The organism is Thermosipho sp. (in: thermotogales) (assembly GCF_020054775.1).
GTDB classification, from domain to species: domain Bacteria; phylum Thermotogota; class Thermotogae; order Thermotogales; family Fervidobacteriaceae; genus Thermosipho; species Thermosipho africanus.
In genome coordinates, this window is the sequence record NZ_JAIHAP010000019.1 from 1 (window position 1) to 20890 (window position 20890).

Sequence of the window (20890 nt, forward strand, 5' to 3'; positions counted from 1 at the left end):
TAATTTGGAAGAATTTCCAAGGCATCAAGCAAATATTTTTCTGCTTTTTTATAGCTTCTCAAAGGCCATGGAACATCTCTAAACCTCATTCCCATTGCAATTAATGCAAGTCCTTTATAAAAGTTATCATCAAGAATTTCAATAGCCTTTTCAATGTAGTTGTCAAAATCATTTAACATAAAAAGACTTTGAACGATTCCTTTATACTGAGCCAACCTTCCAACTATAGCGCCTGCAACATAATATGCTCTACCGTTATTTGGATCTTTTTCAATTTCTTTTTTAATCACTTCAAGTGCTTCAGTATACAACTTTTCTTTATCTTCAGAATCTCCCCATAGAGCGTATTCCATCAAGGCTTCTGCGTAAATAACATTATTTTGTTCTTTTTTTGCAGTTGATATAACATCTTTTATTAGGTCAATGTCATGAAAATTCCTTGCTTTTATAAAATTTTCTTCAAGACTATTTGAGAAAAATACACTAGATAAAAGAATCAAAAAAATAAGAGCAACTTTTTTCATAGAAACTCCCCCTATCCCCCGTTTTTAAGCAATTATACCATATTACACAAACTTTTTATTGTTTCTTCTACTAATGATGATACACTCTTGGTTTCTTTGCTATTGATAATATGTTTGACTTTCTTTAAAACAATTGTTTCAGCATGTTTTTTTATCCTTCTATTTAGACGTTTTTTTAATTCTCCATTTTTTGAAAAATTATTAAAACAATCGTTTATACTCTCAACTAATTTTTCTACTCCTACTCCAGAAGTTGCAATAGTTTCTATGATAGGTTTTTTAACATTGGAAAATGATAATGTATATTCCAATTGTACTTTTAGAGAATTTGCACCATCTAAATCTGCTTTATTTATAACATAAATATCACCGATTTCCATTATACCAGCCTTTAATAGTTGAATTTCATCACCATTTCCTGGAGATAAAACCAATATTACCACATCCGATGCAAATACAATGTCAATTTCGCTTTGCCCTGCCCCAACAGTTTCTATAAGTATATAATCAAAACCAAATGCATCCATTAATTTTATTACATCAAATATACTCTCATTAAGCCCGCCAAGACTATTACCACTACCCATGCTTCTGATAAAAACTCCATCGTCCAGAAAATGCTTTTTCATTCTTATTCTATCACCTAAGAATGCACCGCCCGTGAAAGGGCTGGAAGGGTCGATTGCAATAATACCTACAGTTTTACCAGTCTCTCTTAGCTTTGTAATAATAGCATCGACAAGTGAGCTTTTTCCTGCGCCAGGACTTCCAGTAATTCCAATAATTTTTGACCCTGAAGATGGCAATTCTTCTATAAAAGATGTATCTTCATTGTTTTCAACATACGTTATAAGTTTTGCCAGTGCTTTTTGATCTTTTTGTTTTAATTTTTCAATTAATTCTTTCAATTCTATACCTCCGCAAAAAGTCCTTTTATTTTTTCAACAATTGTTGAAAGAGGTGTTCCAGGTCCAAAAACCTCTTTTATTCCCATTTTTTTTAGTTCTCTTGCATCATCTTCTGGAATTATTCCACCGACAAATACAGGAATATTTTCTATATCATTTTCTTTCATAAGATCTAATACTTTTTTGCAAATACTCATATGTGCCCCAGAAAGTATTGAAAGTCCTATAACATCAACATCTTCTTGGATTGCAGCTTTGACTATTTGTTCGGGAGTTTGTCTAAGACCTGTATATATTACTTCCATACCAGCATCTCTCAAAGCTTTTGAGACAACTTTAGCTCCTCTATCATGACCATCAAGCCCTGGTTTAGCAATTAATACTCTTATCTTTTTTTCCATTTTTTCTCCCCCTATTCAAGTTCAATTAATACTTGACCTGTATCTACGTTGTCTCCTTCTTTAACCAATACATTTTTAACAGTTCCTGAAAATTCAGAAATAATTTCATTTTCCATTTTCATAGCTTCTAAAATGGCTACTTTATCACCTGAATTAATTTTTTGCCCGGCTGAAACTAAAACTTTTAATACTATTCCTGACATTGGAGCAACAATTTTTGCTCCAGAAGATGGGCTTGCTACTTCTTGTTTTGGAGCAGTTTTTTCTTCAACAGTTGATTGAGTTTGTATTGACTTTGTTTCATTTTCGACAACTGGCTCAGGGGTTGGAACACTCTGTATCGATTGAGCGCCACCTAATTCTTCAACTTCTACTGTGTATTCTTTTCCGTTTACTCTAACCTTGAACTTTCTGACCATCCTTTTACACCTCTCCATCCAGTTTTTTTCCAGAAGGTCCATTCTCTTTTTCTGTTTTTCTTTGATACAGATATTATTCTTATATTACTCCCCATTAACGCGTATATAGCAGCCATGACAGCTGCGATTTCTTCTTCACTTTCTTCACTCTCAAGTAGAATATTTTTTTCGTTTGTTACTTCTTGAGAGTGAATTTTTTTAGGTAGTTTCATGGAAGCTTTTTTTGAAAAAAATCCAAAAAGCAAGAAAACGAAATATAGGATAAAAAATATTAAAAATACCGTTACTAGACCTATGAAGGTAATTATAAACATTTGCATTTATTTCACCTCATAATGGTATATTTCCATGCTTTTTCTTTGGCCTTGGTTCAACTTTTGTTTTTCCGTATTCTAGAGATTGAGCAATAAATCTTCTAGTTTGTCTTGGATCAATTACTGCGTCAATATAACCTCTTGAAGCAGCCACATATGGGTTTGAAAATGCATTTTTATATTCTTCAATCTTTTGTTTTCTGGTTTCTTCAGGATTTTCAGAAATTTCGATGTCGCGTTTAAAAATAATATTTGCAGCACCTTCAGGTCCCATAACTGCAATTTCGGCTGTTGGCCAAGCTGCAACAAAGTCTGCACCAAGGTGTTTACTTCCCATTGCTATATATGCTCCACCGAAGGCTTTCCTTAATATTATTGTTATTTTTGGAACAGTTGCTTCACTATAGGCATAAAGTAATTTAGCTCCGTGACGTATTATTCCACCGTGTTCTTGTTTTGTGCCAGGAAGATATCCTGGAGTGTCTACAAATGTGACAATAGGAATATTAAATGCATCTAAGAATCTTATAAATCTTGCAGCTTTGTCTGAAGAATCAATGTCAAGAACACCTGCAAATACATTTGGTTGATTTGCAATTATACCTACTGGATAACCATTTATCCTTGCAAAACCTACTACTATATTCTTTGCAAAATGTTCGTGAACTTCTAAGAATTCGCCATTATCCACAATTTTTTTAATTACATTTTTAACATCGTATCCTTTTTTAGAATCTGGTGAAACAATATTGAGTATTGAGTCATCAATATCTAAATCTTGTGTAGAAGATGTTAATAACGGTTCTTCCATGTTATTTTGAGGAATATATGAAAGTAATTTTTTTGCAATATTGATTGCATCTTCATCGCTTTGTGCTACAAAGTGTGCATTTCCACTTTTTGAATTGTGAATGAAAGCTCCTCCAAGATCTTCTTTACTTATTTCTTCGCCTGTAACTGCTTTAATTACATTTGGGCCTGTGATGAACATTTGAGCAGTTTTGTCAACCATTATTACAAAATCAGTAATTGCTGGTGAATAGACTGCACCTCCAGCGCAGGGACCGGCAATAATTGTAATTTGAGGTATTACACCTGAAGCAAGGGTATTTCTAAAGAATATTTCACCATAACCGTACAAGGCATCAACGCCTTCTTGTATTCTTGCGCCACCTGAATCGTTAATTCCTATAATTGGTATGCCAAGTTTCATTGCAAGATCCATTATTTTAACGATTTTTTTTGCATGCATTTCTCCTAAAGAGCCACCCATTACTGTGAAATCCTGAGAAAATGCTGCAACAGGTCTTCCATTAATTTTTCCAATTCCAACAATTACTCCATCTGCTGGTAATTCTTTTTTATCAAGTCCAAAGTTAGTGTTTCTATGTTTTACAAATTTATCAATTTCTTCAAAAGTTCCTTCGTCAAATAGAAGAGCAATCCTTTCTCTTGCAGTTAATTTTCCTGCTTTATGTTGCTTTTCAATTTGTTTTTCTCCTCCGCCAAGTTCAATGTTTTCTTCTAATTCTTTAAGTTTTTTTATTAATTCTTCCATCGTTTTTCCTCCTTTTAGTGATTTCCTTCAACTAATTCTAACAACACGCCACCAGTTGTTTTTGGATGTAAGAACAGTACTTTGGTTCCTCCAGCACCTTTTTTTGGCTCATCTGAAAGTGGTTTAAAACCAAGATTTTTGGCAAGTTCTACAGCTTCATCAATGCCTGTTACATTAATAGCTACATGGTGAATTCCTTCACCTTTTTTCTCTAAAAATGATGAAATTTCAGAATTTTCATTAAGAGGTTCGAGCAGTTCAAATCTTGTTTCACCAATTTTTACAAAGTATACTTTTAATCCTCTTTCTGGTAGTTCTTCTTCTCCACTAACTTCAAGCCCAAGAAAATCTTTGTAAAGTTTTAATCTTTCTTTGGCATTTTTTACTGCTATGCCAATATGATCTATTTTATTTGATTTCAAAATCATCACCTCCGCTAAAATTTTAACATTGCCAAGGTGGTTAATCAAATATAGAAAATTACGATTAAAGCCAGCCAAGCAGCTTCATAGTCCTTTTAGTAAATGATTTAATAGCTTTTTTTTCAACATCTGTGCCACTATATAATTCTTTAAACTCTTCGGGAGTTAATTCGGTTAATTTTACATCTGTATGAGCAATTGCACTCTCTGTATAATTTTCATTAATTAGTGACTCAATTCCAATAACGTCATTTTTTTCGAGTTTTTCTTCTAATTGACCAAATTTTACTACTACTTCACCAGACTTTATTAAATAAACTGAATTTGCCTCTTGACCTTCCTCAAATATTTTTTCTCCTTTTTTTATCTCATTTGTTTTCATTTAACATCACCTCAACATGCTTGGCAATTTCCGAATAAGTAAGCCACATTACATTTCCTTCTTCTTTGTAAACAAGTGCTAATAAATTTAGTGCATTGAGGCATAAATTTAAATCATCTGAATAATGTAAAATTATTTTCTTGCAAAGTAGTTTTGCTATATATCTATCTCCAAGTGTGGAATAAACTTTCTTTGCAGTATCCAATATAAGCTCTCCGCCAAGTTTTGAGTCTGGGAATTTTTTGAAAAAACTTTTTATATAATTTACTTTTGTAATCATTTTTGAATCATCTATTGATTCAATTAGATTTATAGCTGCTTCTTCATCATCGGGTAGATTATCTGAAGTAAGTGACAAAAGCGTTTCTACTTCTTCTATTACGTTATCAATATTCTCCTCGTCAATTACGAAGTCTTCTAAAGAGAAATTTTCTTCAGCATTTTTATTCTTTCTTAATTCTATTAATCTTTTTAAAATATTTTCAAATTCATCTGATAATTCTACCTCTTCAATTTCGGATTCCTCAATAGCAGAAACATCACCAAAAAGAGGAATTTCCAGTAAATATTCAGCAATTGCTATATAATCACCAGGGTTCAATATTACAGGTCCAGATTTTTTTAACTCACGTACTTTTCCACTTTTTAGCTTATAAAGTTTTCTAGGTACTTCATTAGTTGTAAAAATAATTCCCTGGATTTTCATTATTTCACCTCTTGACCTTTAATTTCTTTTTTCCTTTCTTTTCTGCAACTCTTCTCTCTTTTCTGTTTACAAGTGTAAATTCATCGTGTTGGGTATTTATTTTTTTCAGCTCGTTTTCTGACTCTTTTTCGGCTTCATCAGTGATTTTTCTAATGTTTAAAGTATAAATTATAGTTTGCTCAAATATTTTCGCCATCATCTCATCAAACATTCTAAATGTTTCCTTTTTAAATTCCAAGATTGGATCTTTTTGTCCATACGCTCTAAGGCTTACTGCTTCTTTTACGTGTTCAACTTCTTCAAGATACTGCCTCCAATTTTCATCTATTACACGTAACGCTATGAACTTTCCAATTTTTGGGAAATCTTCTCCCAATTCTTCCTTTTTATTTTCAAATTTTTCCATTAAAAGATTTTTTAGATATTCTTTTAGTTCATTTCTAGTATCAGGCAGTTTATCGAGACTAATATTTAATATTTTTAAAGATTCTTTTATTTCTTCTACATTACAAACGCCTTTTTCACAAAATTCTTCGAGCCTTCTTTCAATAAAATCATCTATTGCATCGTTGAAGTGTTCATCGATATTTCCTGAAAGTAGATATTCTCTATAGCTATATATTGCTCGTCTTTGTGTATCCAAAACAGTATCCATTTGAAGTAAATTTTTTCTTATTCCAAAATTTATACTTTCAACCTTTTTTTGGACCCTTTCTATTAATTTTGTAAGCATAGGATGATATATTGGCTCACCTTTTTCAATTTTTACTAGATTCATTATTTTTTCAAGTTTTTCTCCACCAAATATTCTTATAATATCATCTTCTAAGGACAAGAAGAATATAGATTCACCTGGGTCACCTTGTCTTCCAGCTCTACCTCTAAGTTGGTTGTCTATCCTTCTACTTTCATGTCTTTCAGTTCCAATTATAAGTAACCCGCCTAATTCCTTTACACCGGGGCCTAATTTAATGTCTGTCCCCCTACCAGCCATATTAGTTGCAATTGTAACTGAACCTTTTTGACCAGCTAATGCAACGATTTGAGCTTCCTTTTCATGATGTTTTGCATTTAAAACGTTGTGAGGTATTTTTTCTTTGCTTAGCATTTTACTCAATCTTTCGCTTTTTTCAATGGATGTTGTACCTACTAAAACAGGTTGCCCTTTTTCATAGCGTTTTTTTATTTCTTTTACTACTGCCTCAAATTTTTCGTCTTCTGTTCTGTAAATTAAATCGTCACTATCTATTCTGATCATTGGTTTGTGAGTTGGGATAACAACTACTTCCATACCGTATATTTGTTTAAATTCTTCTTCCTCTGTTTTAGCAGTTCCTGTCATACCGGAAAGTTTTTCATACATTCTAAAGTAATTCTGGTATGTTATAGTTGCATAAGTAACCGACTCTTCTTTGATTTTAACTCCTTCTTTTGCTTCAATAGCTTGGTGAAGTCCTCCACTGTATCTTCTTCCTGGAAGAAGTCTACCTGTGAATTCGTCTACTATTACAATCTCACCGTTATGAATAATATAATCTACATCTTTTTTAAACAGGTAATGTGCTTTTAAAGCATTTAATAAGAAATACATTTTATTCACGTGTTCAGGATCATAGAGATTTTCTATATTTAAAAGTTTTTCTATATATTCTATACCTTCGTCTGTTAATATTACAGATTTTTTCTGCTCGTCTATAGTAAAATGCTTGTCTTTTACGAGTTTTTTAGCAATTTGATTGAAGCGAATATAATCTGAAGCTTTTGTTTTTGATGGACCACTTATTATTAAAGGAGTTCTTGCCTCGTCTATAAGGATGCTATCTACTTCGTCCACTATTGCATAAAAATGTCCTCTTTGAACTCTATCTTCCAGGTCAATTACAAGATTGTCTCTTAAGTAGTCAAACCCAAACTCTGTATTTGTTCCGTATGTTATATCACACTCATATGCTTCTTTTCTGCTGATTTCCTTCAATTCAACCTGATAAGCTTCTAGTGCTTCTTTATTTTTTGCTTCGTCTTCAAGAAATTCTCCATTAAAACCTTGAGGCCAAACACTCAAATTTTCATTTAACGCCTTTTTTGCAAGTTCCTCATTTTTCCAAATAACTTCATATGACTTGTTTTGTGTATTTATAACACCTACTCTAAGTCCCAAAGCAAGATATATAGGTCCCATCCACATAGCGTCTCTTTTTGCAAGATAATCGTTTACAGTTACAAGGTGAACGCCTTTTCCAAGTAGTGCATTTAATACAACCGGCATAGTTGCAACTAGAGTTTTTCCTTCACCTGTTTTCATTTCTGCAACTTTCCCTTCATGGAGAACCATTGCACCTATAAGTTGTACATCAAATGGTCTTAATCCAATTACTCGTTTGGATACTTCTCTTACTATTGCAAAAACTTCTGGAATATATTCGTCAATATTTTCAGGAGTAATATTTTCTTTAATTGTTTTCAAGGAATTAATTAATTCGGTTAAATTTTTACTTTCAAGGTTTATCTTGTTTATTTTATTTACTTTTTTCCAATATTTTTTTATAACCCTTTCATTTTTGTCGAATAATTTCACAATTCTTCCTCCTTTTTAAACTCATCAAAAAATAATTTTCCGCCTTTTTCATAAATAAAGACTGGATTTTTATAATTATTGTTTACCTGATGTTTTACTTCTCCAATTTGAACTAGAGGAGTGTTCATTGAAAGTGCAAGAATATATGAAGGCTTAATCTTAATACCTGCACGTACAATTCCACTACATTGGCCAAAAATTACAATAGAACCATTTGCAGTTATTTCAGAACCCGAATGTACATTACCTACAATTATTAAATGGCCTGTGTGATTTAGTTTTTGACCCGATCTTATATTTTTTATTATAATCAGTGTTGTTTCTTTATCTTCTTCTCTTTTTATTGGAGTTTCTTTTTCATCATAATGTTCAGTCAATATTCCTTTAACTTTTAGATTATAACTTTCAAATTTTTCAATTATTTTAGGAATATCATGAATTTTTTCCTTAAAATTTTCAATTTTGATCATTATTTTTTCACTATCATCAAAAAACTGCCTTATATCATGCATTTTATTGTCGATCTCTTTAAATAATGTCTCTAATTTATCATATCTATCAATGTAAAAAACAATTCCAGATTTAAAGATTTTTAAGTTAAACAAGAGAGCTCCCCCCTAACTAAAAAACAATTTCTTCGATTTCGTCGATCCACTGCCCAAGATCAATTTCCTTAAATTTTTTCAGAGTCTTTTTTAAGTCGAAAAATACACTTTGGAATAATTTTTCCTTATTTCCAGAAAAAATTTCAAGAGCACATTCAAGTAAAGCAGCAAAAAGATCGGCTGTCCTTACTATTTTTCCAGTATCTCCTGAAAATGGTTCAGCTGCAAAATCTTCATATTTTTCTAAGTGACTAAGTGATTTATTTTCTTTAACCCATTCATTAAACATTTGTTTTTCAACTAAAGAGACAAGAGAATCAAGTTCTGGGGTTTTCTTTTTTGTTGGAGTTATTACATCTCCTGTAAAAGCTTCAGGAAGGTCATGAAGAAGTGCCTTTTTTATCACCTCTTCTTTTTTATCTTTACTAAGACCAAGTTGTACAGAGATAATATATGCAATTGTTGTAACCACAAAAGAATGACCTGCAACTGTGGACTTTATGTTTCTGTACATTCTATTCCATCTTGTCATTGAAATCATGTTTAAGGCTATTGAAAATATTAATTTAGGTATATCGGAAACTTCAGAGAAATTTTTTAAATATGGGTGGAGCTTTTCTTCAAGTTCCTTTATTGGCTTGCTAAAATCAAAAACTTTTCCGTTGACCTTTGCTTCAAAAAGACTTGTTGAGATATCAGAAAATTTGTCGATTGGGTCAAATTCTTCTGAAGTTATATTTGTAATAGAGCTTTGGTCAACTATATTATATAGCTCTAAGAAAGCTTTTTCTCTCACTTTTTCCCAGACATCTGGTGATAATCTTTCTATTCTTTCTTTTAATTCAAGTGAAACGTCTGAGAGTACGAGCTTAGGAAGTATCCTATTCAATCTCCATTTTAAAGAAGGCTCAATATCTAATTTGTAGTAGTCTCTTAACGCAAATGATATTAGCAACGTAGTGTAGGCATTATCAGCTTCGGAAAATTTTACAATTGCTGGTTTGTTGTTCCACCTTTGAATTGTAAATAAATTACCAAGCATGAAGATTAGTTTTCCGTATCCCAAAGTTAACAACCTCCTTTATATTATCTATTCTAACACACTTTTAAATTAGTTGTAGAATTTCAAAGTCGTTGTATAACAGATTAAAAAAGAGAATTTTATTAATCAATGCATTTTTAAAATCATCTTTAAGAATTTTAATAGCTTCAGAAACTTGAATTGATGCGGTTACAAGAACTGTTGGAGGAAATACCTGTGGAGTTTTTGGAATGTCAAATCCTTCGTATATATCTAAAAGAGATGTTGTAATTCCAGGTACTATTACCGTAACCTGTCCAGAAAATTCTTGGACGGCCCCATGTATCATTGGTATTTGTAGCTTTTTGCATATTTTTTCTAAGACTAATCGTCCCTCAATATTGTCCATACAATCAAAAGCAATATCTACTTTTTCATTAAAATGGGAAGAAAGAGCTTTATCTATTGCTTTAATATTGCAATTTGGATTTATTTTTTTAAGCTTTTTCAATGCTGTGAATGCTTTGTTTTGATATAGATCTTCTTGGTTATAAAGAATTTGTCTGTTTAGGTCTGGAGGATCTATCATTTTAGGATCGTAAATAATTATGTTTTCAAAGCCAAATCTTACAAGATTATTTAGGACGGTAGATCCTAAACCTCCAGCCCCTGCCACTAATATTTTTATATTTTTAAGATTTAAACCGCTTATTAATTTTTTATGCCTTGAAATATCAAGCATTATCCACCACCTACCGGTAATATAATTGCTAATTCGCCGTCTTCTATTTTTCTTTTTCTCAATATATTTTCCCCATTATTCAGTATTACAACAGATAACTTTATCGGTTGTGTGTCATTTATTATCAAAAAAGTTTTCTTATTTTCCTTGTCTATTTTTATTAGAACTTCTTTGTTAAGCTTTTTACTTATTTGCTTGAATAAATCATTTTCGCCTTTAAAATCAATTTCTATGCTACTTTTACCAAGTAAATATTTTATGCTTCCGACAAATTTTACCAACATCTTTCTCACCACCTTTTGATTATTTTATATATCTATTATATAATTTTTTTGGTGATAAATTATGATAGCTGTTTTTTCTGATATACACGGTTGTTTCTATGAATTTCATTTGTTATTGGATTATATTAATAAAAAATTTGGAAAATTTAAAATAAGGTATATATTTTTGGGAGACTATATTGATAGAGGTCCTAGTTCAAAAGAGGTTGTTGATAAAATTATTGAAATTGGGCCTAAAGTTTGTTTGCTGGGAAATCATGAGGATATGATGATTAGGTATATAAAAACAGGTAGATCTAGTTGGTTGTCTGAAAATAACGGAGGCATTTATACTTTAAAATCATTTTCGAGCATAGAAAAGATTAAAGATTACTTTTTCTTTTTTGAGAACCTAAAATTTTTACATGTTGAAACTTTATTTGGAAAGGTTAGATTCTTATTTTCCCATGCAAATTTACCTTCAAATTATCCCTTAGATGAGGCAATTAGATGGAAAGGTGACTATAGTTCGTTTTTAATGGAAAATGAAATTCCTCTTTCTGAAAGCAATATTTGGTATAGAATAGCTGAGCCAATTGAAGGTTATGTGCTGGTTCATGGGCATACACCAACATATGATGGCAAAATTTCTTTTTTAAAGATAAATGACAAAATAGTAGATATAAATATAGATACTGGTTGTGTTTTTGGTGGCCATTTAACTACTTTGCTTATTCCTGAAAACGAGCAGGAATTGAAAGAAACAAGTTATAATTTAATTGCCATTAATGAAAAAATTGATGAGGAAAAAATATCAATTTTTGAACTAGGAGGAGATTTATGAAGATAGTTGCTATCGTAAATCTGTTGTTAGTTACATTAATTTGGGGATTAACCTTTCCCATCCAAAAGATGGTTTTAGTTGATATTTCTCCTTTTGCTTACAATGCTATAAGATTTTGGATTGCAACAGTCCTATCTTTTTTTGTTTTTGGAAAAGGTAATAAATATGGTTTAATATTAGGTGTAGTACTTGGAATATCATACGCTGCTCAAACGTGGGGTCTTACACTAACAACATCTTCTAAAAGTGGTTTTATTACAGCTTTTTATATAGTATTAATTCCTATTTTTTCCTATTTTATTGAAAAAGAAAAGCCCACTAAGGTACAAATATTTTCATTTTTAATTGCTATGATAGGTGAGTATCTCCTTTCTGGAGGTATTGATAGTATAAATTTTGGGGATATTTTAACGTTTTTTTGTGCAATTCTTTACGCGTTACATGTTGTTTTGGTTACAGAATTTTCTAAAAAAAGCCCCGAAAAAGATTTGCTTACCTCTCAATTTTTAATGGTTGCACTATTAAATTCACTCTTTGGTTTGAATCAATCGTGGAAAATAGATGTTAAAATATTTAGTGTAGCTTTATTCACGGCGATTTTTGCTACGATTTATGCGTTAATAGCACAGGCAAAGTACCAAAAAGTGGTTGGAAGTAATACTTCTGCACTTATTTTTGTAGGCGAGCCTGTATTTGCAACTATTTTTTCAATTATTTTGCTTTCTGAAAGGCTTGATATGTTACAGATTTTTGGTGTGGTTTTAACAATGTTTGCTTTGATATTATCAATAATTCCCGAAAAATATTTTAGGAATTTTTTTAGACACGTAGAAAAATAACTATGAAAAGGGGGTAAAGACATGTTCAATTCAAATTTTTCAACATTGAAAGCGGCAATGGATGTTGCACTTAAAAGGCAGGAAATACATTCACAGAATATCGCTAATGCTGAAACTCCAAATTACAAAAGAAAATATATTGTTTTTGAAGAATTGTTAAATGAATCAAAAATGAAGTTGAGTTTAAAAACGACTTCAGGAAAACATATAGAAAGAACTCCAAAGGTTGTAAATCCTATTATTAAGGCTCAAAAAAATACTTCATTAACTAACGATGGTAATAACGTAGATATTGATATTGAAATGGTAGAAATGGTAAAGAATGCGCTTAGATATCAAACTTTATCCAGGCTTATGAGCGCTAATATTGATAGATACAATACAGTTATTAGGAATATTAGGTAAGGAGGTAAAACATGAATGAATTTAATATAATGACGATTTCTGCAACAGGAATGTCAGCTCAAAGGCTCAGAATAGATGTTATATCAAATAATCTAGCAAATTCAGAAACAACACGAACTGAAAATGGCGAGCCGTATAGAAGAAAGGTACCAGTATTCCAGGAACTTTTGAGAAATATTAATGGTAGATTGGAAAATGGTGGAGTAGTTGTGAAAAAAATTTACGAGGATAAATCTCCATTTAGGATAGTATACGATCCAACACATCCAGATGCTGATGAAAATGGTTATGTTAAACTTCCAAATGTAAATGTTGTAAGGGAAATGGTGGATATGATTAATGCTCAAAGAGCTTACGAAGCAAACGTTACTGCATTTAACACTACAAAAGCTATGATAAATAGTGCTCTCCAAATTGGGAGGTGATTTGTATGATAGATAAAATAAACGGTGTAGGAAATTATGGAAATCTAAAACCTTCAAGTGTAAAAAAACAGAATACGGATTTTACTAAAATACTTAATGATGCTCTAAAGAGCGTAAATGATCAGCAAAAAAAAGCAGAGCAGATGGCAGATGATTTCGCAACTGGAAAAATTAGCAATATCCACGAAGTTATTGTAGAAGCTGAAAAAGCATCAGTCTCATTGAGGCTTACAGTCGAGGTAAGAAATAAGATTGTTGACGCGTATAAGGAAATTATGAGGATGCAATTTTAAATAACTTTGTGAAAAAATAAGAAGGCTCCGAATTTTCGGAGCCTTCTTTTATTATTCAACTTGTATATCAATAACTTTTTTGTCTTTTGTTTCTTTCTTTGGAAGTTCAATTGTCAATACCCCATCATTGAATTTTGCTTTAATTTTTTCTACGTCAACATATTCTGGAAGTCCAAATGACCTTTCGAAGTATCCTTCTGCCCTTTCAATTATTTTGTAGTTCTTTCCTTTATCCTCGCGATTGAATTTTCTTTCTCCTTTTATTGTAAGAACGTTATCTTCAATTGTTATTTTAACGTCATCTTTTTTAAGACCTGGAAGTTCAGCTTCAATGACAACTTCTTTATCCGTTTCATAAACATCTACTTTTGGGAAGTGAGTGGTATCAAACCTTGATGGTCTTACAAAGTCTTCAAATAATCTGTCAATCTCTCTTTGAAGTTCTACAAATGGATCAAAGTAATTTCTTCTTGCTAACATACTCTCACCTCCCTTTATATTTCTTATTATTGATTTTCAGCCTGTTGATTTCCACCTTGTTGATTTTGCTTGTATATATACTCTCCGATTTTTGTCTTTTCTCTGTCAAGTTCATCAAACAACATTTTTATTCTTGGTATATCGTTTTTATTTATTGCATCCCTTAAGTCTTTAACAAGGTTTTCGAGTTTGTCTTTTTCATCTGCTGGTATTTTGTCACCATATTCTTTTAGTGATTTTTCTATGTAGTATGCAAGGTCATCTGCTTTGTTCTTAAGCTCTACTTCTTCTTTTCTTCTCTTGTCTTGTTCTTCAAATTTCTTAGCATCTTCAATGATCTTGTTGATATCATCTTCGCTTAATTGATGTCTACCGGATACAACCATTGATTGTTCTTTTCCAGTACCAAGGTCTTTTGCAGAAACGTGAACAATACCATCGCTGTCAATATCGAATGTTACTTCGATTTGTGGAACGCCCCTTGGTGCAGGTGGAATTCCTACAAGTCTAAAGCTTCCAAGTAAAATGTTATCTGCTGCAATTGGCCTTTCGCCTTGGTATACTCTTACTTCTACTTCTGTTTGACCGTCTTCTGCTGTTGTAAAGACTTTACTCTTTTTAATTGGTATAGTTGAATTTCTTGGGATAATTGGTTCAAACAAACCACCTTTTACTTCTATGCCAAGTGTTAATGGCGTAACATCAACTAATACGATATCTTTTCCTTGTGCGCCTTCTTCTCCTGCAAGAATTGCCGCTTGAATTGCTGCGCCAACTGCTACTGCTTCATCTGGGTTGACTCCTCTGTTAGGATCTTTACCAAATATTTCTTTGATGAATTTTTGAACCATTGGAACTCTTGTCATACCACCTACTAGGATTATTTCATCGATATCTTCTGGTTTTAATTTAGCATCTGAAAGAGCTTGTTCAACTGGTTTTCTTGTCATTTCAACAAGATCCCTTGTTAAGGATTCAAACATTGAACGTGTTAGTCTCATTTCAAGATGTAATGGACCTTCTGCTGTAGCTGTAATGTATGGCAAGCTTATATCAGTTTCAAGTTTGCTTGAAAGCTCAATTTTAGCTTTTTCAGCAGCATCTCTCAATCTTTGAAGAGCTTGCTTGTCCTCTCTTAAATCGACACCGTGTTGTTTTTTAAATTCTTCTGCTAACCAATCGATTATTCTTTGGTCAAAATCGTCACCACCAAGATGGTTATTACCGGAAGTTGCAACTACTTGAATGACTCCATCACCAATTTCAAGTATTGAAACGTCAAATGTACCTCCACCCAAGTCGTATACAAGAACTTTTTCTTCTTTTCCTTTTTTATCAAGGCCATATGCAAGAGCTGCTGCAGTTGGTTCGTTTATAATTCTTAAGACTTCAAAACCTGCAATTATACCAGCTTCTTTTGTTGCCTGTCTTTGAGCATCATTGAAGTATGCAGGACAGGTAATGACAGCTTTTTTAACTTCTCCGCCCAAGTATTCTTCTGCGTCTCTTTTTAGCTTCTTTAGTATAAATGCACTAATTTCTTGTGGGGTATAGTCTTTGTCATCGATTTTTACTTTATAATCGGTTCCCATTTTTCTTTTTATTGATTTAATAGTTCTTTCAGAATTTAATATGAGCTGCCTTTTTGCAGGTTCACCTACAAGAATTTCACCGGTTTTACTGAATGCAACTATTGATGGAGTTGTTCTTGCACCTTCAGCATTTGGTATAACTTCAACTGAAGAATCTGGTTTCATCCATGCAATAACACTATTTGTTGTACCCAGGTCTATACCTACGACATATTCTTTTTTATTTGCCATATCTTTCACCTCCCGATACATATTATATGACATTAGCAGTCTTTTGTCAAGAGTGATAATATAGATAATAAAAATCAAGAATGCCTATAAATAGAGGCATTCTTGATTGTAATTGAAAATTTACTAAAAATTATAGCAATTGTTACATAAGTTTGTTATTCATTTGACTTTTTAATCTTTACAGCTGTTCCGTAAGCAAGCATTTCTGCGGCACCACTCATTACTGAAGAACTTGAAAATCTTACATTTACCACTGCATCTGCTCCTATTTTTTCTGCTTCGTCTATCATTCTTTCTATTGCTTTGTTTCTAGCTTCTGTCATCATTTCTGTATATGCTTTAATTTCTCCACCGGCGAGGGTTTTAAATGCGGCAGCGATATCTTTTCCTAAGTGTTTTGATTGAACTATATTTCCCATTACAATTCCTAATATTTCAACAATTTCATAACCATGAATATTCTCTGTTGTAGTTATTATCATTTTAATTCCTCCCTTCTATAAATGATACGATATCCTCGATTACCTTTCTACTAACTTGGTTTTCAATATAATATGAATATGGAGATTTTTCACCTGGAGTAAAAATATGTGTCAGATTAGAATACATCTTAATTTTAATATTTTTCTTTTCTGAAAGTTCTTTTTTGAAAATTTCAAATTCTTTTGTAGTAACTTGATAATCATTTTCTCCAAAAAGCATTAGTACTGGAATTTTTAATTGTTTTATATATTTTAAAGGATTGTAATTTCTAAGATCGTACCAATAACTTGCTGGTGCTCCAAGAATTATTTCATTTTTGCTTGCTTTGTTATTTGTTAGTTTTATTACCTCTTCTTTTGCTTTTTTAATTTCTTCTTTATTTTTTCCAGAGTAAAGTTTTTCAAGAAATTCTAATTGATCTAGTGTTATTTCTTCTATATTTCTTGCAGGAGGTGCAAGAAGAATTAATCCATATATATCTTGATTTTTATAGGCTATGTATGGAGCAAGATATGCTCCAAGGCTGTGACCTAACAGATATATTTTTTTATATCCTTCTTTTTTTAAAAGTTTAACAGCATTTTCTACATCATCTATTACTTCCTCTTTTACAGTTATATTCTCTGGATCTTTTAGAAGCTCTGGATGCAAAGTTCTTTTATCGTGTCTTAATACAGCTATATTATTGCTTGAAAGTCCATATGCAATATCTTTAAAAATTTTATTTGGACCAATTGTTTCATCCATATCATTTGGTCCTGAACCATGTATTAGAATTACTGCAACATCAGTTGGATTTTTTGGGATCGTTAGTTTTCCGGGTAAATCTCCTACTTTAATATCTTTTTCAGTAAAGTTATCATTTTTTACATAGTTTGGTGCTTTGTACTCAAGGTTTTGAGCAATGTTAAAAAATAAGCCATCTATTTTACCTTGGTTATTTACAGTTATTGAGATATTTAGTGCTCCTTTTTGAAATTTTGCTGTGTATATGTAAATCATATATGGACTTTTTTCAATAGGAGTGATTTTAATAATATTTGAAAATGGACCATAGGTTTGTTCAATACCTTCCCATATTTCTTTTAATTTGCCAATTGGAAGATGTTTTTTCAAGATATCTGAAGAAAGCTCATAGCACTTTTCAAAATTTTTGGAAATTAAACCTTCAAAATATGATTGGGCTACTAATTGGTATTCTATAGGAAAAATAGTTATTGAAACAACAAGTAATGCAAAAATAACTTTTTTCATATTTAAACCTCCTTTTCTTTAAAGATTAGATATGAAAAGTAGATACAGATAAAACTTAGTATAGTAAGTGCAATTGTATATGAAATATCAACTTTTCCTTTTTCAAAGATTGAATACCCGAGGATATATTTATATGTATTAAAAAATTTAAGTGGTTTTAGTAGTCCTAGTGTGGTTGTTAAACCTAAAACTACTGCAGAAGAAAGAATAGGTTTTACTTGGTCGGTAAAGTATGTTGTGAATACTAATGCTATTGAAAACCAAAAGAATGAACCAATGAGAGAGTGGATATAAAATTTTGAAACAGTAAGAATTGATAACTCTTTTGAGGTTATCAACGAATATATCGATGGTAGGTAAGAAAAGTAGGTAATTAAAATAAGGAGTACAAAAATACTTAATAAAGTTTTTTGAAGAAAGATAGTTTTTCTATTTTGCCTTGATAATAAAAATGTTATTGTTTCATTTTCATATTCTCTTGAAAAAAGTGGAAACGCAATTATTATAGCTAGTATTGGAATAAATTGGCCGAAGTTTTTTCCAAACCATTGAGAGAGTATATAGTAATCCCAGTTTTTTAATTTTTCAACAAAATTTTCTCCAACGAATTTTTTAATAGCTTCTGAGTTTTCATTTAATATGTTTATTGTAAAGTTTTGAAATGGTGCAAGTGAAAAGAAAAGAATTGTGAATAAAATAAAAAGGCTAATAACCCTAACTTTCATTTGTAGCCATTCTCTTTTCATATTTTATCTCCTCCTTTGACAAGTGCTTCAAAAATAGTTTCAAAATTTGCAGGTTGAATATCGCCTTTTGCTTCTTCCTTTTTACACAGATAAATATTTTCATCATTTGTTTTTTTGTACAAATATCCTTGGATGTGTTCTTTTGTTGAGCAGAGAACGTATTTTTCTTTTATTTCATCCAAATATCCCATTTCTACTATATGTCCTTTGCTCATAATTGCAACTTTATCGGCAATTTTTTCTACTTCAGAAAGGATATGACTTGTATAAAATACTGTTTTTCCATCAAAAGCTAATCTTCTTATGGATTCAATTACCCTTTTTTGCATTAGAGGGTCAAGACCCCACGTTGGTTCATCTAAAAAGTAGATATCAACATCTTCAGAAAGAATTATTGAGAGATATACCAGTGTTGTCATTCCATGAGAAAGATTTGCTATTTTTTCATCTTTTTCAATATTAAATTCTTTTAAATAATCAAATGCCTTTTCAATGTTAAAGTGTTTTGATAATTCTTGAGTTACTTCAAACATCTTTTTTATTGTTAAAGATTTATACAGTTCTTTTTTTTCAGGAAGATATGTAAAGTTTCCGTTTAGTTCTACTTTGCCATCGTCTTTTTTTCTTAAACCAATTATGCATTTTAGAGTTGTAGTTTTTCCTGCACCATTGGGCCCAAGAAGAGCAAAAATTTCTCCCTTGTCCACTTTGAAAGAAATTCCATCTACTGCTTTTTTTGATTTATAATACTTTTTAAGATTTTCTACTTGAAGTATCATTTCTTTTCCCTCCCGCTGATTTTATTATGTTACAAATATCATCAACTTTCATCCCTGCATTAATACACTTTTTTACTATGATTGTTAATTCATTGATAAGTTCTTCATTAAAATTATCTAATATGTCTTTTTTTACTATGTATCCTTCTCCTCTAATTGGCTCTATTATCCCTTCACTTACAAGCTCTCTGTATGCTCTTGAAACTGTGTTTAAATTTACATCTAACATTTCAGCCATTTTTCTAATAGATGGTAAAAAATCTCCTTTTTTTAATTTTTTATTCATGATTTGTAGTTTTATGTTTTCTATAATCTGCTTATATACAGGTTTGTGTGAAGAAAAATTTATAGTAAACCACATATTTTACCTCCTTCTACTGTAATATTATAATATTACAGTGGAAACTTGTCAAATAATAAAAAATCCCCAAGCAAAATTTGCTTGGGGATAAAGATTCAAGTTGAATTATTATTGAATATTTTCAATAATAACAGCGGTACCCATACCTCCACCGATGCATAATGTTGCAAGTCCATATTTTAGATTTCTTTTCTTCATCTCATAGAGAAGAGTCACTATTATTCTATTTCCACTTGTTCCTATTGGATGTCCTAGTGCTATTGCTCCTCCATTTACGTTAGTCCTTTCTTTTATCCATTCTTCACTTACTCCAAATCTTTTACTCCATTCCTTTATTACTGCCAAACTTTGTGCTGCAAATGCTTCGTTTAGTTCTATTAGTTCTATGTCTTCCATTTTCATTCCTGCCTTTTGTAATACCTTCTCTGTTGCTGGTACCGGACCAAGGCCCATTTCCATTGGATCTACTCCTGCTTGTGCCCATGCTACTATCCTTGCCAGAGGTTTTAATCCTTTCTTTTCTATGTATTTTTCGCTTGCAAGCAGTATTGCACTTCCTCCATCGTTTATTCCACTTGCATTTCCGGCCGTTACCGTTCCATCTTTTTTGAATGCTGGTTTTAGTTTGGCAAGCTTTTCTAATGTCACATCGAATCTTGGATGCTCATCTGTATCAAATATTATTGTTCCTTTTTTTGTCTCAATTTCTACTTTTTCTATTTCATCTTTAAACTTTCCACTTTCTATTGCTGCTTTTGCTTTCATTTGGCTTTCATATGCAAATTTGTCTTGTTCTTCTCTACTTATATTGTATTTTTCTGCAAGATTTTCTGCTGTTATTCCCATGTGTACGTTATTAAATACATCTGTTAAACCATCTAATATCATGTGATCAATCATTTCAAAATTTCCAAATTTAAGACCATATCTTGCTCTTGCTGGTAGAAGATAAGGTGATGCTGACATGTTTTCTATACCACCTGTCAAAACGACTTCTGCTTCCTTTTGCATAATGTCAACAGCACCTAACATTGTTGCTTTCATTCCACTGCCACAAAGCATATTTACAGTAAATCCAGGTTTTTCAACTGGAACACCTGAATAAATTCCAACTTGTCTTCCAGGTCCCATGCCTTGTCCAGCTGTAAGAATAGAGCCAATTATAGTTTCATCAATATCAGATGGCTCAATCCCAGCTTGTTTTATTGCTGCCTTTGCAGCAATTGCACCAAGTCTTGGAGCTGGTATGTCTTTTAAACTCCCTGCAAATGTCCCTATTGCCGTTCTTTTTGCTCCTATTATGTATACCATATCCCTC

General features: G+C 31.6%; 27 protein-coding genes. 5 read left to right on the top strand and 22 right to left on the bottom strand.

Going from position 1 to position 20890, the window contains the following annotated elements:
* The 14 genes from JG780_RS04840 to JG780_RS04905 form a co-directional block, all read right to left on the bottom strand.
* Positions 1–524, bottom strand: a 524-nt coding sequence (locus JG780_RS04840) for a hypothetical protein (protein WP_287569389.1), incomplete at its 3' end; no start/stop codon positions are given.
* Between the two features lie 32 nt (positions 525–556).
* Positions 557–1432: a methylmalonyl Co-A mutase-associated GTPase MeaB gene (gene meaB / locus JG780_RS04845; protein ID WP_004101821.1), complete on the bottom strand. Its 876-nt coding sequence runs from the start codon at positions 1430–1432 to the stop codon at positions 557–559.
* A 2-nt stretch (positions 1433–1434) separates the two neighbouring features.
* Positions 1435–1833, bottom strand: a complete 399-nt coding sequence (locus JG780_RS04850) for a cobalamin B12-binding domain-containing protein (RefSeq protein WP_012580211.1) — start codon at positions 1831–1833, stop codon at positions 1435–1437.
* An 11-nt stretch (positions 1834–1844) separates the two neighbouring features.
* Positions 1845–2252 (bottom strand): biotin/lipoyl-containing protein, encoded by a 408-nt coding sequence (locus JG780_RS04855; protein WP_114702639.1) that lies wholly within the window; start codon positions 2250–2252, stop codon positions 1845–1847.
* Positions 2225–2572, bottom strand: a complete 348-nt coding sequence (locus JG780_RS04860) for an OadG family protein (protein ID WP_114702638.1) — start codon at positions 2570–2572, stop codon at positions 2225–2227. The genes JG780_RS04855 and JG780_RS04860 overlap by 28 nt, the downstream gene beginning before the upstream one ends.
* A gap of 10 nt (positions 2573–2582) precedes the next feature.
* Complete coding sequence (locus JG780_RS04865; RefSeq protein ID WP_114702637.1) at positions 2583–4124, bottom strand: acyl-CoA carboxylase subunit beta; 1542 nt, start codon at positions 4122–4124, stop codon at positions 2583–2585.
* Positions 4125–4138: 14 nt separating this feature from the next.
* Positions 4139–4546, bottom strand: coding sequence for a methylmalonyl-CoA epimerase (mce, locus tag JG780_RS04870; RefSeq protein ID WP_463274141.1), 408 nt, complete (start codon positions 4544–4546; stop codon positions 4139–4141).
* A 64-nt stretch (positions 4547–4610) separates the two neighbouring features.
* Positions 4611–4928: a Crp/Fnr family transcriptional regulator gene (locus JG780_RS04875; protein WP_012580216.1), complete on the bottom strand. Its 318-nt coding sequence runs from the start codon at positions 4926–4928 to the stop codon at positions 4611–4613.
* Entirely contained in the window at positions 4915–5634 is a 720-nt protein-coding gene (locus JG780_RS04880; protein ID WP_114702635.1) for a hypothetical protein, read from the bottom strand. The genes JG780_RS04875 and JG780_RS04880 overlap by 14 nt, the downstream gene beginning before the upstream one ends.
* Before the next feature lie 4 nt (positions 5635–5638).
* Positions 5639–8209 carry a preprotein translocase subunit SecA gene (gene secA / locus JG780_RS04885; RefSeq protein WP_287569392.1) on the bottom strand — a complete coding sequence of 857 codons (2571 nt, stop codon included), beginning with the start codon at positions 8207–8209 and terminating at the stop codon, positions 5639–5641.
* Complete coding sequence (minC, locus tag JG780_RS04890; RefSeq protein ID WP_004101837.1) at positions 8206–8814, bottom strand: septum site-determining protein MinC; 609 nt, start codon at positions 8812–8814, stop codon at positions 8206–8208. The genes secA and minC overlap by 4 nt, the downstream gene beginning before the upstream one ends.
* Positions 8815–8830: 16 nt before the next feature.
* Positions 8831–9880 carry a YfbR-like 5'-deoxynucleotidase gene (locus JG780_RS04895; protein WP_004101839.1) on the bottom strand — a complete coding sequence of 350 codons (1050 nt, stop codon included), beginning with the start codon at positions 9878–9880 and terminating at the stop codon, positions 8831–8833.
* 40 nt (positions 9881–9920) lie between these two features.
* Positions 9921–10577: a HesA/MoeB/ThiF family protein gene (locus JG780_RS04900; protein ID WP_004101841.1), complete on the bottom strand. Its 657-nt coding sequence runs from the start codon at positions 10575–10577 to the stop codon at positions 9921–9923.
* Positions 10577–10861, bottom strand: a complete 285-nt coding sequence (locus JG780_RS04905; protein ID WP_004101843.1) for a ubiquitin family protein — start codon at positions 10859–10861, stop codon at positions 10577–10579. Before JG780_RS04905 ends, JG780_RS04900 begins: the two co-directional genes overlap by 1 nt.
* 61 nt (positions 10862–10922) lie before the next feature.
* Between JG780_RS04905 and JG780_RS04910 the strand changes: the two genes are divergently transcribed.
* From JG780_RS04910 to fliE, 5 genes are read left to right on the top strand one after another with little or no spacing between them, the layout of a single operon-like run.
* On the top strand, positions 10923–11684 hold the full coding sequence (locus JG780_RS04910; RefSeq protein ID WP_004101845.1) for a metallophosphoesterase: 762 nt from the start codon (positions 10923–10925) through the stop codon (positions 11682–11684).
* Positions 11681–12523 carry a DMT family transporter gene (locus JG780_RS04915; RefSeq protein WP_004101847.1) on the top strand — a complete coding sequence of 281 codons (843 nt, stop codon included), beginning with the start codon at positions 11681–11683 and terminating at the stop codon, positions 12521–12523. Before JG780_RS04910 ends, JG780_RS04915 begins: the two co-directional genes overlap by 4 nt.
* Positions 12524–12544: 21 nt before the next feature.
* The gene (gene flgB / locus JG780_RS04920) at positions 12545–12928 is read left to right on the top strand and encodes a flagellar basal body rod protein FlgB (protein ID WP_004101850.1); all 384 of its coding nucleotides are present in this window, start codon (positions 12545–12547) and stop codon (positions 12926–12928) included.
* Positions 12929–12939: 11 nt separating this feature from the next.
* Entirely contained in the window at positions 12940–13353 is a 414-nt protein-coding gene (gene flgC, locus JG780_RS04925; protein ID WP_004101852.1) for a flagellar basal body rod protein FlgC, read from the top strand.
* Positions 13354–13358: 5 nt separating this feature from the next.
* Complete coding sequence (fliE, locus tag JG780_RS04930; RefSeq protein ID WP_004101854.1) at positions 13359–13646, top strand: flagellar hook-basal body complex protein FliE; 288 nt, start codon at positions 13359–13361, stop codon at positions 13644–13646.
* A 51-nt stretch (positions 13647–13697) separates the two neighbouring features.
* Here the strand turns inward: fliE and JG780_RS04935 are convergent, their stop codons facing one another.
* The 8 genes from JG780_RS04935 to JG780_RS04970 all read right to left on the bottom strand — a co-directional run bounded on the left by JG780_RS04935 (position 13698) and on the right by JG780_RS04970 (position 20883).
* Positions 13698–14126 (bottom strand): Hsp20/alpha crystallin family protein, encoded by a 429-nt coding sequence (locus JG780_RS04935; protein WP_004101856.1) that lies wholly within the window; start codon positions 14124–14126, stop codon positions 13698–13700.
* 26 nt (positions 14127–14152) lie between these two features.
* The gene (gene dnaK / locus JG780_RS04940; RefSeq protein ID WP_004101858.1) at positions 14153–15949 is read right to left on the bottom strand and encodes a molecular chaperone DnaK; all 1797 of its coding nucleotides are present in this window, start codon (positions 15947–15949) and stop codon (positions 14153–14155) included.
* A 155-nt stretch (positions 15950–16104) separates the two neighbouring features.
* Positions 16105–16431: a YbjQ family protein gene (locus JG780_RS04945; RefSeq protein WP_004101860.1), complete on the bottom strand. Its 327-nt coding sequence runs from the start codon at positions 16429–16431 to the stop codon at positions 16105–16107.
* Position 16432: 1 nt separating this feature from the next.
* Positions 16433–17686 (bottom strand): esterase EstD, encoded by a 1254-nt coding sequence (gene estD / locus JG780_RS04950; protein WP_287569396.1) that lies wholly within the window; start codon positions 17684–17686, stop codon positions 16433–16435.
* Between the two features lie 2 nt (positions 17687–17688).
* Entirely contained in the window at positions 17689–18432 is a 744-nt protein-coding gene (locus JG780_RS04955) for an ABC transporter permease subunit (protein WP_004101868.1), read from the bottom strand.
* A complete protein-coding gene (locus JG780_RS04960) occupies positions 18429–19211 on the bottom strand; it encodes an ABC transporter ATP-binding protein (protein WP_287569398.1) in 783 nt (260 codons plus the stop codon). Before JG780_RS04960 ends, JG780_RS04955 begins: the two co-directional genes overlap by 4 nt.
* On the bottom strand, positions 19186–19572 hold the full coding sequence (locus JG780_RS04965) for a GntR family transcriptional regulator (RefSeq protein ID WP_287569399.1): 387 nt from the start codon (positions 19570–19572) through the stop codon (positions 19186–19188). The genes JG780_RS04960 and JG780_RS04965 overlap by 26 nt, the downstream gene beginning before the upstream one ends.
* Before the next feature lie 108 nt (positions 19573–19680).
* Positions 19681–20883 carry an acetyl-CoA C-acetyltransferase gene (locus tag JG780_RS04970; RefSeq protein ID WP_004101869.1) on the bottom strand — a complete coding sequence of 401 codons (1203 nt, stop codon included), beginning with the start codon at positions 20881–20883 and terminating at the stop codon, positions 19681–19683.
* Positions 20884–20890: the final 7 nt, after the last annotated feature.